Origin of the sequence: Kiloniella spongiae, assembly GCF_001026905.1 — a bacterium.
In the GTDB taxonomy this organism is placed as follows: domain Bacteria; phylum Pseudomonadota; class Alphaproteobacteria; order Kiloniellales; family Kiloniellaceae; genus Kiloniella; species Kiloniella spongiae.
Genome location: NZ_LAQL01000005.1, coordinates 218,889 through 231,912, shown reverse-complemented (window position 1 = coordinate 231,912; position 13,024 = coordinate 218,889). Strand labels below are relative to the sequence as shown.

General features: G+C 46.0%; 11 protein-coding genes. 10 read left to right on the top strand and 1 reads right to left on the bottom strand.

The features are described 5' to 3' along the window. Positions 1–12 precede the first annotated feature (12 nt). The 10 genes from WH96_RS08785 (at position 13) to WH96_RS08740 (ending at position 11,007) form a co-directional block, all read left to right on the top strand. Positions 13–1,449 (top strand): DegQ family serine endoprotease, encoded by a 1,437-nt coding sequence (locus tag WH96_RS08785; RefSeq protein ID WP_053005786.1) that lies wholly within the window; start codon positions 13–15, stop codon positions 1,447–1,449. Between the two features lie 53 nt (positions 1,450–1,502). Further along, positions 1,503–2,795 carry a replication-associated recombination protein A gene (locus tag WH96_RS08780; protein ID WP_047763779.1) on the top strand — a complete coding sequence of 431 codons (1,293 nt, stop codon included), beginning with the start codon at positions 1,503–1,505 and terminating at the stop codon, positions 2,793–2,795. A gap of 153 nt (positions 2,796–2,948) precedes the next feature. After that, positions 2,949–3,626, top strand: coding sequence for a cysteine hydrolase family protein (locus tag WH96_RS08775; RefSeq protein WP_047763778.1), 678 nt, complete (start codon positions 2,949–2,951; stop codon positions 3,624–3,626). Between the two features lie 162 nt (positions 3,627–3,788). Continuing rightward, entirely contained in the window at positions 3,789–4,169 is a 381-nt protein-coding gene (gene crcB / locus WH96_RS08770; protein ID WP_047763777.1) for a fluoride efflux transporter CrcB, read from the top strand. Further along, entirely contained in the window at positions 4,166–5,224 is a 1,059-nt protein-coding gene (locus WH96_RS08765) for an RluA family pseudouridine synthase (protein ID WP_047763776.1), read from the top strand. Before crcB ends, WH96_RS08765 begins: the two co-directional genes overlap by 4 nt. A 43-nt stretch (positions 5,225–5,267) precedes the next feature. Further along, entirely contained in the window at positions 5,268–5,942 is a 675-nt protein-coding gene (locus WH96_RS08760) for an HAD-IA family hydrolase (protein ID WP_047763775.1), read from the top strand. Between the two features lie 53 nt (positions 5,943–5,995). Then, positions 5,996–6,709 carry an ATP12 family chaperone protein gene (locus WH96_RS08755; protein ID WP_047763774.1) on the top strand — a complete coding sequence of 238 codons (714 nt, stop codon included), beginning with the start codon at positions 5,996–5,998 and terminating at the stop codon, positions 6,707–6,709. 115 nt (positions 6,710–6,824) lie between these two features. Then, entirely contained in the window at positions 6,825–8,357 is a 1,533-nt protein-coding gene (locus tag WH96_RS08750; RefSeq protein ID WP_047763773.1) for an acyl-CoA carboxylase subunit beta, read from the top strand. A gap of 79 nt (positions 8,358–8,436) precedes the next feature. Next, the gene (locus tag WH96_RS08745) at positions 8,437–10,440 is read left to right on the top strand and encodes an acetyl-CoA carboxylase biotin carboxylase subunit (protein WP_047763836.1); all 2,004 of its coding nucleotides are present in this window, start codon (positions 8,437–8,439) and stop codon (positions 10,438–10,440) included. Between the two features lie 147 nt (positions 10,441–10,587). Then, positions 10,588–11,007 (top strand): hypothetical protein, encoded by a 420-nt coding sequence (locus WH96_RS08740; RefSeq protein WP_047763772.1) that lies wholly within the window; start codon positions 10,588–10,590, stop codon positions 11,005–11,007. Positions 11,008–11,134: 127 nt separating this feature from the next. Here the strand turns inward: WH96_RS08740 and WH96_RS08735 are convergent, their stop codons facing one another. Further along, on the bottom strand, positions 11,135–12,871 hold the full coding sequence (locus WH96_RS08735) for an OFA family MFS transporter (protein ID WP_204248158.1): 1,737 nt from the start codon (positions 12,869–12,871) through the stop codon (positions 11,135–11,137). Positions 12,872–13,024: the final 153 nt, after the last annotated feature.

Below are 13,024 nucleotides of genomic sequence, written 5' to 3'. Positions count from 1 at the left end.
AACCAAATACCTATGCGTTTTCTGCACACAAAGCTATTGCCAATTTTCTTGTCAATCGTGGCGCTATTTTTGGTTCAGAGTAACTTGTTTGTCTCTTCTGTTTCCGCTCAAACAGTCCCGACAAGTCAAGCGCAGATCAATCTAAGCTTCTCACCTGTTGTGAAACAGACATCCCCGGCTGTGGTTAATATCTTCACGAAAACTTTGGTCAAAGAACGTGCAGTGCCATCGCTGTTCAATGATCCTTTTTTTCGTAAATTTTTTGGAAATAACTTGCCAGGCCGTGAAAGAAAACGGATGGGGAAGTCCTTGGGGTCCGGTGTAATCGTTCGTGAAAACGGATTGATTGTTACAAATCACCATGTCATCGACTCTGCGACTGAAATTCAGGTTGTTCTGGCGGACCGGCGCGAATTTTCCGCTGAACTGGTCTTGAGCGATAAAGATACGGATCTGGCGATTTTGAAAATCGATACCCAGGGTGAAAAACTACCAACTCTTGAGTTGATGGATTCTGATACAATTGATGTAGGCGACCTTGTCCTTGCGATTGGTAACCCTTTTGGTGTTGGGCAGACCGTCACCAGCGGAATTGTTTCTGCCTTGGCGCGAACCCAGGTCGGTGTTGCGGATTTCCAGTTCTTTATTCAGACGGATGCGGCCATTAACCCTGGAAACTCTGGTGGAGCGTTAGTCACATTGGATGGCAAGCTTTTGGGGATTAACACGGCGATTTTCTCATCTTCGAGAAATGGCGGGTCTATTGGTATCGGTTTTGCCATTCCAGCGAATATGGTTCGTACTGTAATACGTTCTGCTGAACAAGGGACAGAGTTGGTTCGTGCGTGGCCTGGTATTACGGGGCAGGATCTGAATGCTGATTTAGCCCTAGGCTTTGGTCTAAACCGTCCTGGTGGCGTTGTTGTGAGTAACGTCTATCCGGGTGGACCTGCCGATAAGGCGGGTATACGTGGTGGCGACGTCATCTTGTCCGTTGCCGGGAAAGAGGTGATTAACGTTGAATCCTTACGGTTTCGAATTGCAACAATCCCTGTTGGTGAAAAGGCTGAATTAGAACTATGGCGAGGTCGTAAAGCTAAAACGGTAACTTATTTGGCAAGTCCTGCCCCTGAGACGCCCAAAAGAAATGAACAGGAAATTCTAGGTTCTAACCCCTTGGCAGGTTCTGTTATTACCAATCTCTCACCTGCCGTAGCAGAAGAGTTACATTTGGGGAGCTTGTGGGAAGGCGTGATTGTGAAAAGTGTGGCCCGGCGAAGTCCCGCACACAGAATAAGTCTTCAACCGCAAGATATTTTGCTAAATGTAAATGGGGTCCAGATCGATAGAGTTGCCGACGTTAAAAAGGCTTTAGATAAAAAAACGAAAAGCTGGACGTTGGTTATTAGTCGTGAAGGGCACAAGAGAACGCTTAAATTAAAACGTTAATATTTATTCCAAGCTTTTTAGGAATGAATATAGTGCCACAAGGAATATATTAAGTGGTTGGTTTATTTGAAGATCCAACGTCAAGGCCATTGGCGGATCGCTTGCGTCCACAAACACTGGATCAAGTCGTCGGGCAAGATCATCTTGTCGGTGAGAATGGCCCGATTGGACGTATGGTTCGGGCACAGCGTCTGGCATCTATGATTTTGTGGGGAACACCGGGGTGCGGGAAAACCACAATTGCCCGTTTGTTGGCTGATGTTACTGATCTTCATTTTGAACCGTTATCAGCTATTTTTTCGGGCGTCGCGGATCTTCGCAAAATCTTTGAGAAGGCGCGCGAAAGAAAGGCGATGGGGCAGGGGACTCTTCTTTTTATTGACGAGATCCATCGCTTTAACAGGGCACAGCAGGACAGCTTTCTCCCCTATATGGAAGACGGCACAATTGTTCTGGTTGGGGCGACGACAGAAAACCCTTCTTTTGAATTGAATGCAGCGCTTTTGTCTCGCTCGCAGGTTATGGTGCTTAAGCGCATTGATGAAAAGGGGATGGATGATCTGTTGGTGAGAGCTGAACAGGAAATGGGGTTTGAGTTGCCTCTTTCAGATGAAGCCCGTCAGTCGGTAATTGCTATGGCTGATGGTGACGGACGGTATCTTCTGAATATGGCTGAAGAGCTCTTTACTTTACCGCCGGGTGAGGCTCTGGATACGGCTGATCTGGCAACGGTTATTCAAAAACGTGCCCCGATCTACGACAAAGGACAGGAAGGGCACTATAATTTAATATCCGCGCTGCACAAATCTCTTCGTGGGTCTGACTGTGATGCAGCTCTTTATTGGCTTGCCCGAATGCTAGCCGGCGGTGAAGATCCCAATTATATTGCAAGAAGACTTTTGAGATTTGCTGTCGAAGATATCGGTCTGGCAGATCCCAATGCAATGTCGCAGGCTCTGCATGCATGGCAATCCTTTGAACGCTTGGGGTCACCCGAGGGCGAATTAGCTCTGGCCCAAGCTGTTATATACCTCGGCACAGCACCTAAATCAAATGCGGCTTATGCCGCTTATAAAAGTAGCGTACGATCCGCAAAAGAAACAGGATCTCTTTCTCCGCCGATGCATATTTTGAATGCGCCGACTAAAATGATGAAAGATCTGGGTTACGGAAAAGATTACGCCTATGACCATGATGCACAGGATGGTTTTTCCGGTCAAAACTACTTTCCGGATAATATGCTTCGACATAATTTCTACCAACCTGTGGAAAGAGGCTTTGAACGAGAAGTTAAAAAGCGTCTTCTTTATTGGGATAAGTTACGCCAAGAGCGGCAGAAAACCTGAGAATTAACCAAGGAATGCAAAAACTGCGTGCCTGCCATGTATATCTGATGATTGCAAAGGTGCGACATTTTGGTGTTATTTGTAGGCAGAAATCCTAAAACTAGTTCTTGTGTTCAAAAACACAGACAGCGTTCCAAGAGGGTAAAGCCAGCAATGCCAGATTATATTCGTCCGCAAAAAGATCATGTGGCACTCATTTCTCTATCTGCGCAGCGAGATTATATCCTCCCAAGTTCCCCTATTCGAGCATCCGGCCTTTCCCGTGCCATTCCAGCAATGGAAAAGTTGGTTCAGGGGTTTCGTGATCGTTTAGCCCCAGTTTATCATTCAATCCGTCTTTATAAAACCGATGGGTCAAATGTTGATCTGTGTCGACGGACGGCTGTGGAAGAGGGTTTGCGTATCTTTATGCCAGGTAGCCTTGGCGCGGAGCTGGTTGATGAAATCCAACCCGAAGGTAAAGAAGTTCGTATTAATCCGGATCTTCTTTTTGATGGTAAGTTTCAGGAAATTGGTGTGAACGAATCAATTTTCTATCGCCCGCGCTGGGGTGCGTTTCACGATACACCTTTGGAAGATGAACTTAGATCCCGTGGTGTAAACACACTGGTCCTTTGCGGGTTCTCTTTCACCACGGCAACACGGGCAACGATTTATGAAGCAAGTGCACGTGACTTCCGGGTCATTGTTGTGCCAGACGCATTGTGCAATGCGTCTGAACAGGGCCTTCATGAACTCGGGCGTATGGGCGTATACATGATGGAAACAGATGAACTGTTATCCTGGTTGCGTGATCCCCGTGAAAATGGCGAAAGCGAAAAGGCAGCTTAGGCTGTTGCGGTATTAGAAAAGCCATTTTCTCTTATTTTGCCAAGCTGCCGCATATTTGTTAGTTAGAACTGAATGCATAAGGACTATCTTGGTTAAGTAGTGACCTTCTGTAAAGATTCTTTCTAGGGGTCATTCTGATTTGATCATCTTGGCAGGTATGTAATGAAGATGTTGGCAGCGGTTGCTCTTGGTGGTGCTATCGGGGCAATGGGACGATATCTGGTCATCATAATGATGGGTTCCATGGTCGGTACAATGATACCTGTTGGAACGCTGACCGTGAATATCGTTGGCTCGTTTGCTATGGGCATACTTGTTCCTTTAATTGGTGTTGGTGATCTTTTATCACAGGAACTGAGAGCTTTTCTGAGTGTTGGCTTGTTGGGCGCATTTACAACCTTTTCGACCTTTTCGATGGATGTTGTTGTTCTTTTCCAGCGCGATGCCATTGGATTGGCAGCCTTGTACTTGTCTTTATCTGTCTTTCTCTCTATAGCAGCCTTTGTTGCTGGATATTATCTAATGAGGTCTTTTGTCGTATGAGTGCCGTTACCATGGTTAAAGTTGGAACAGATGATGGCGGCGTACGTCTTGATCGTTGGTTCAAAAAGCATTACCCGGCTTTTAGTTATATCCAGGTCGAGAAGATGTTGCGCAAAGGTCAGGTCCGTATTGATGGCAAACGTGCAAAAGCTTCGTCCCGCTTAGAACCGGGACAGGAAATACGGGTTCCACCGGTTCCTGATCGTTCTGCAGAAAACCGTCCAAAAAGAAATGAACCAACCATGAGTCCTGAAGAAATTCAGTATGTCAGGGATATGGTGATTTACCGGGATGATTCTGTCATTGCATTGAATAAGCCCGCAGGTTTGGCCGTACAAGGTGGAACGGGGCAAAGCAGGCATTTGGATGGGATGCTGGAAGCTCTTTGTTATGACAAGCAGGAAAAACCGCGTTTGGTACACCGGTTGGATAAGGATACAAGCGGTGTTTTACTCCTTGCGCGAAATGCAAATTCTGCCCGTATTCTGACCAAATCTTTTAAAGGCAAAACAGCTAAAAAAGTATATTGGGCGCTTGTTGCAGCTGTCCCACCGCAAAAAAAGGGTTGGATATACCTGCCGTTGGAAAAACAGGCTGGCGCGCAGGGCGAAAAGATGGTGATCGATTATGATACCGGAAAAGAAGCGCTGACCCTTTATAATATGATTGATAAAGTTGGGCGTAAAGCGGCTTGGATCGCTTTGATGCCTTTAACTGGCCGTACACACCAGCTCCGTGCCCATTGCGGAGCACTTGAGGCGCCGATCCTGGGGGATGGCAAGTACGGTGGCAAAGATGCTTATCCATTGGGAAACAAAGTTTCAAAAGACATGATGTTGCATGCTCGGGAAATTGCTGTTCCTCACCCTGAAGATGGAACAACGCTTAGGGTGAAAGCGGATCTTTCCCCTCATATGGTCGAAGCATGGAAAGCGCTTGGCTTTAAGCAAGGGCATGGTGATGATGCGGTTGACTTGCTCGAAGGTTATGCGGGGGATCTTGCGCATTGCCCGCCGCGTGAGTTGAGAGATTTTTACAAGTCTAAAGAATTTTGATCCCCGGAATATTCTCTAAGGGATAAATTTAAGTGAGGTAAAGGTGCCTGATCAGCCTTTTAAATTGGTTATTTTTGATTTTGACGGCACACTTGTTGATAGCCAGTTCAATATTCATAAAAATATGATCGAAGCTTTTGTGGCCAATGATCTTCCAGAGCCGACGTTGGAAGATGTTCGTCGTATTGTTGGTTTGAAGTTGGAATATGCAGTAGCAGAGATGCTGCCTAAGGATACTGACTGGGAACTGGCTTGTAAGGTTTCTGATTCTTATCGGGAATCGTTTGTGAAAGCACGACAAAAACCCTGTTTTGAAGAACCCGTTTTTACAGGTGTTCGGGAAATGCTGCTACGCTTGGATCAACCTGAAACGCTGTTGGCTATTGCGACGGGTAAAAATTTAAGGGGACTAAAAAAGAGCCTCGATCATCACGGTTTTAATGATCATTTTATCACGTTGAAAACTGCAGATGACGGACCAAGCAAACCTCATCCAGAAATTCTTTATCAGGCAATGGCAGAAAATGGTGTTGATCCGCAAGATACCGTCATGATTGGTGATACCACTTATGATATTGAAATGGCGCGTGCAGCGGGTGTCTCAGCCGTTGGTGTTTCCTGGGGATATCATGAAACACGGTCTCTGTTTGATGCAGGTGCACATATCGTTGTGAATTCTTGCGAAGAACTTCCTGAACGCTTTGCTGATTTGGTATAATAGAAATTGTGAAAACCTGCTGTTTAATCCTAACTGACGAATAGACTGAACTGATGTCTTCTACACTTGCTTTAAAACGATTTTATAAACAGGCAACAGCCGAAGCTTCGGATGATGGTTTTGTTGTTCTCCTTGATGGACGTGTTGTGAAGACACCCGAACAACTCCCGTTATCTTTTCCTACCTTGAAACTGGCCGAAGCTGTTGCTGCGGAATGGCAAGCCCAGGAAAAGGAAATTGATGCGGCAAAAATGCCAATGATGACCCTTACCTGTACAGCGATTGATTGGGTTGGAAACGAAAGATTGCAAGCTGAAGAGGGGATTGGTGAGTATGCCGGGCACGATCTGTTGTGCTATTGGGATGACAGTACGCCTGAACTTCAAGATTTACAAAAAGAAGTATGGCAACCGTTACTGGATTGGGCTGCATTGACCTTTGATGCACCTTTAGCAACAACCAGTGGCCTTTTGAGTGTTGAACAATCAGAAAGTGCGGTCTCTGCACTTAAAAAAGCTGTGTGCAGTTTTCCCAATATGGAATTGGCAGCATTATCAGCTATCGTCAGAACGAGTGGATCTTTGATCGTCGGTTTGGCGCTTCTTCAAAAGCATATAGATGTTGAAAAGGCTATAGAAGTCGTACTTTTACATGAAAAATTTCAAATCGAACGCTGGGGTGCTGATGAAGAAGCCGAACAGCGTCATGTAAATATTTTAACTGAATTTCGCACTGCAATGAAATTTTTGAGTCTAATTCATGACTGACTAGTTACAGAGTACTAGTATCGTTTAACCCTACGTGCTATCAATTACGTCCTGTTAAATATCGCAGTGCAAAACTGCGCCTCGGAATTGATGACATAACAACGTGGGGGAACACGTGCAGGATATCATACAAAAGCTGGAAGCAAAGCGACAGGCTGCCAGAAGCGGTGGAGGAGAACGTCGAATAAATGCGCAGCATGGTAAAGGTAAACTTGCCGCGCGTGAGCGTATTGACGTTTTACTCGACGAAGGGTCCTTTGAAGAATGGGACATGTTTGTAGAACACCGTTGTATCGACTTCGGTATGGAACAGCAAAGTGTTCCAGGAGACGGTGTTGTCACTGGAAGTGGCACAATTAACGGTCGACTGGTTTTTGTCTATAGCCAGGACTTTACCGTTTTTGGCGGGTCGCTCTCTGCTTCTCACGCGCAAAAAATCATAAAAATCATGGATAAAGCCATGGAGGTTGGAGCCCCGGTTATTGGGCTCAATGATTCAGGTGGCGCACGTATTCAAGAAGGTGTTGATTCTCTTGCTGGCTATGCGGAAATTTTCCAACGTAATGCTATGGCATCAGGTGTCATTCCCCAAATTTCCATGATTATGGGACCTTGTGCGGGTGGGGCGGTTTATTCACCGGCTCTGACTGACTTCATTTTTATGGTCAAAGATAGTTCTTATATGTTCGTGACCGGGCCTGACGTAGTTAAAACGGTGACCCACGAAGAGGTCACAGCGGAAGAACTGGGCGGTGCCATTACCCATAGCAGTAAATCTGGCGTTGCAGACCTCGCATTTGAAAACGATGTTGAAGCTTTGCTAGAGCTTCGTCGATTTATGAGTTTCCTGCCATCATCCAACCGAGAAAAAGCACCGTCAAAACCATCAGCAGACCCTGCGGATCGCGATGAATTTTCTCTGGATACATTGATCCCGGATAATCCTAATAAGCCCTATGATATGCAGGAGCTTATTAGCAAAATTGTCGATGATGGCGAATTTTTTGAAATTCAACCTGACTATGCCGGAAATATTTTGGTCGGTTTGGCGCGTGTTGATGGCGAAACAGTCGGCGTCGTTGCGAACCAACCGATGGTTCTTGCCGGATGTTTGGATATCGCATCATCAATTAAGGCCGCACGTTTTGTTCGTTTCTGTGATTGCTTTAATATTCCGCTTGTGACCTTGGTTGACGTTCCCGGTTTCTTGCCCGGTACATCACAGGAATACAACGGTATTATTAAACACGGTGCGAAGCTTCTTTACGCCTATGCAGAAGCGACGGTACCAAAGGTAACGGTTATTACCCGTAAAGCTTATGGCGGTGCCTATGATGTGATGTCATCAAAGCATTTACGAGGTGATGTAAACTATGCCTGGCCGACTTCTGAAATCGCTGTGATGGGGCCGAAAGGGGCTGTTGAGATTATCTTCCGTCAGGATATTGGCGATGCAGAAAAAATCGAAGAACGCACAGAAGAGTATCGTCAAAAATTTGCGAACCCCTTTGTAGCTGCTTCTCGTGGTTTTATTGATGATGTGATTATGCCACACGGTACAAGGCGTCGCGTTTCAAAAGCCCTGCGAATGCTTAAAAACAAGCAGCAGCAGAATCCTTGGAAAAAACACAGCAATTTGCCGCTGTAAATGATGGAGCTGTTTCCAATGAAAAACAGATCTCGACTTTATAGTGTCATCATAAATCAGGGGGCTTAAAATCGTGGCCTTGTTTGAAAAAATACTTATTGCAAACCGTGGTGAGATTGCTTGCCGCGTCATCCGTACAGCCCAAAAAATGGGTATCAAAACGGTTGCAGTCTATTCTGATGCTGATGCGGCGTCGCTCCATGTAGAAATGGCTGATGAAGCTGTTCACATTGGTCCGGCAGCATCCGCCGAGAGTTATCTTGTTATTGAAAAAATCATTGCTGCCTGTAAAGAAACAGGCGCACAGGCTGTTCATCCCGGCTTTGGATTTCTCTCGGAAAATGCGTCCTTTGTGAAAGCATTGGATGATGCTGATATCGTCTTTATCGGCCCACCAACCAATGCGATTGGTGCTATGGGCGATAAAATTGAGTCCAAGCATTTGGCGCAAAAATCAAATGTGAGCACCGTTCCCGGGCATATGGATTTAATTGAAGATGCTGATGAAGCGGTCAAGATTTCCAGTGATATCGGTTATCCCGTTATGATCAAAGCCTCTGCCGGTGGTGGTGGTAAGGGAATGCGGGTCGCTTATAATGACGAAGAAGCGCGTGAAGGATATCGTTCTGCACAGAATGAAGCGCGTTCTAGCTTTGGTGATGATCGTATTTTCATCGAGAAGTTTATTGAAGAACCTCGGCATATTGAAATTCAGGTTATCGGTGATAAACACGGTAATATCATTCATCTTGGAGAGCGGGAATGTTCCATTCAACGTCGTCATCAAAAGGTGATTGAAGAGGCACCATCCCCATTCTTGGACGAAGCCACACGTGCGGCGATGGGATCTGAAGCTGTCGCCCTTGGCCATGCAGTAAATTATCATTCTGCGGGTACGGTGGAATTCATTGTCGATAAAGACAAGAATTTTTACTTCCTTGAGATGAATACTCGTATTCAGGTCGAACACCCTGTTACCGAATTGATTACCGGGATTGATATAGTCGAATGGATGATCCGGGTTGCTGCTGGTGAGAAGCTTGGGCTAACACAGGATGAAGTCAAACTGGAAGGTTGGGCGGTTGAATCTCGTGTCTATGCCGAAGATCCACTGAGAAATTTCCTGCCTTCGATCGGACGACTTGTGCGTTATGAAGCACCGGAATCAGACGAAGAGTACAATGGGCGCCCTGTTATTCGTGTGGATACAGGTGTTGAGGAAGGATCAGAGATCTCTATGTTCTATGATCCAATGATTGCCAAGCTTTGTACTTATGGTCCAGATCGGTTGTCAGCTATTGAGTCCATGCGAACGGCACTGGATTCATACTATATCCGTGGTATCAATCATAACATGGGCTTCCTCTCTGCTGTGATGTCTCAAGATCGCTTTGTTGAAGGGCGATTGACGACAAATTACATTGCCGAAGAATTTCCCGATGGTTTCCTTGGTTTGGAAGCAACTGATGAACAGTTGAAAACGCTGATTTCTGTCGCGGCTGTTCTACAAACTAACTTGACGGAACAGACAGCCCTTGCTGCGCATTTGAACGGTATTGCAGGCGTAGATATTCCGGTTGAACTTACTGTTGTTGTTGATCGCAAAGCACACTCTGTTCTTATTGATTTGCAGGATGACGGATATCTAGTTTCGGGTGATGGCTTTGAAACCTTGATCAGGGGCGATTGGCTCGCGCATGAACCCGTCTTCTTCGGGGAAGTAAATGGGCAAGAGACCGTTATCCAGATTGATCGCAGAGGACCTGCACTCAAGTTAACTCTTTCTGGTTTGACTGTTGAGGCGCTGGTCATTGAAAGCCGCCTGGCTGGTTATAACGAACTGATGCCAGAAAAACTTCCGCCGGATATGTCCAAGTTCCTTCTGTCACCAATGCCAGGACTGTTGGTCTCTGTGGCTGTAGAGGAAGGGCAAAGTGTGAAAGCAGGAGAAGAGCTTGCTGTTATTGAAGCCATGAAGATGGAAAACATCCTTCGCGCCGAAAAGGATCTCGTCGTCAGCAAAGTGTCCGCCTCAGCTGGCGAAAGCCTTGTGGTTGATCAGGTGATTATTGAATTTGAGTAAAATTTAACGCTCGACTTTTGACTGAAAAAGGGCCGTTTTATACGGTCCTTTTTCTTGAGCGTTATCTTGTTGTGTTGATGCAGGCCTATTAATGATAAGTTACTGTTGCATAGAATGGTTTTACTGGTTTGTTGATTGGAATAAAACATGGATCAACTTGATCTTCCCAAGGATGTGATTTGGTCAGAGCGCCGGTTTGGGTTTGAAGATCTGGAAGCTGAATACAGTCAATCGGGCTCGCAAGCGCCGAGTGAGCAGGCCTGTGCCTTGATGATTGATTTGCAAGCGACTTTCTGCGTTGGAGCCTGGGCCGCGACGATCATCCTCTGTTCTTCTATTATTCAGGCTCAAGTCAAAGAGCATGGTACTCAGCTTTCTTGGATTGATCCGAAAGAACTTTCCTGGATGAACAAGCTCAGGAACCGAATTGTACACGGAGATAAAAGAAAACCTGGCATTACCATTCAGGATCAGTGGACAAGACGTGAAGACTGGGAACAACGCGCAAGAAAAGCCGTGGAGTTAACATTCAAATCTTTGTATCCGGCAGAATTTTTTTCTGATTAACATCCGATAGTATAAAAAGAAAAAAATACCCTTGGAGACAATACTCCAAGGGCTAGGTCCGGTGTGACAGGGAAGAGGGGACTTCTTCTTCACCGGTGAATTATTTTGGGTTTATTTTTCAGTCGTTTTATGCTGCCTTTTGCATGTCCTTTGATAATTCTGGGTGCGTGTTGTGAACATGGTGTTTTCCTTCAACATGCTTGACCCCGAGGTTTGCGAAAAATGCGATTACCAATAGAGCAGCCATAGCGTACATGGTTGTATTGTAAAGACTTGGTGTCGGATCGACTGTGCCTTCGGGTGCAATTTCCATTAGCTTTGTGATTGTAACGGTTTTTGCGGCAATCAGTTCTTGCAGCTTATCCATGCTTGCCCCGAACTTGGCTTGAAATACTGCGGGGTCAACTTTGCCTGCTAAGTCTATCAGAGCACTATCGAGCGATAGTTGGCGTAGATAAGTGATAGCAAAAGGCCCTAAGACACCAGCCGTACTCCAGGCTGTTAATAAGCGACCATGGATACCACCAACGTGAAGAGTCCCAAATACATCAGCAATATAGGCCGGTATAGTTGCAAATCCCCCGCCATACATGGTGAAGATCACCATTGTTGCAGCATAGAACAGTACGAGCCACATGATTGCTGGGTTAACGCTGACTTGGTTCGCAACGAAGGGAATAGAAATATATAGAAGCGTACCAAGGACAAAGAAGCAGTGATAGGTATTTTTACGCCCGATAAAATCTGACATTGAAGCCCAAATAAATCGGCCGCACATGTTAAAGACTGAAATCATGAGGACATAGGTTGCTGCAAAGCTGGCATCAACAACACCCGGAAGTGTTGACCCGAATATTTCTGTCATCATCGTTTTAGCAACACCAATAACACCAATACCAGCTGTTACATTAAAACAAAGTACAATCCACAAACGATAAAATTGTGGTGTCTTGATTGCCTGATCTATGTGCACATCATCGTTTGTAATCATACGCTTGCTTGATTCGTCGGCAGAGGGCGCCACCCATCCTTCTGGCTTCCAGCCAGGGGCAGGAATACGGTATGAAAAGGCGGCTATCATCATGACGATAAAATAAGCGATGCCGAGTGTCAGGAATACACCTGTGACGCCAGTATCTCCTGTTCCGACTACATAAACACCTTCCGGGCCAACTAGAGGTACTTTGGCCATGTCTGATACAGAAGCAACAACGACTTCTACCTGTCCACCGGCAACTTCGGCGAACCGACGCCCTCCTTGGGTAATAAGATCAATATCGGTCACTTTACCCAGATATTCAGGAGCTTGGTAAAATAATTCCAATAGGTAGGTTTTGAGAGGGGCACCAATCATGGCGCCACCACCAAACCCCATAATTGCCATACCTGTGGCCATACCGCGACGGTCCGGGAACCAGCGTATAAGAGTGCTGACTGGTGAAACATAAGCGAGACCCAAGCCAACGCCGCCAATGGCGCCATAGCCGAGATAAATCAACCAGAGTTGGTGTGTAGAGATACCCAGGCCACCAATTAGGAAGCCGCCGCCCCAACAACAGGCTGCGAGTACGCCAACAGCTCGTGGACCTACGCGTTCTAGCCATTTACCACCGATAGCAGCGGCTAAGCCTAGAAATACAATAGCTGTAGAAAAAATCCAGACAACGGAACTCAGGCTCCAATCATCTGCGGCGCCTGTTACAACGCCGTATTCTTTAACCAAGGGGGCATTAAAAATACTCCAGGCATAAACAGACCCGATACACAGATGGATTGCGATAGATGCAGGGGGGACGAGCCAGCGATTGAAACCGGGCTTAGCTATAATATGCTCTTTATTTAACATGGCCATAAAACCGGTCATGGTAGAGATCTCCTCTTATTGATTTATTATTTCCTGCTTCGGTTAATGTTGGATTCTTGACGAAGCAGTTTCCCTGTTTACGGGCCTCATAATGGAATTATTTGGATTTGATAATCACGAGACCTTTGCCTCTAAGCGCAAGTGTTGTGCCAA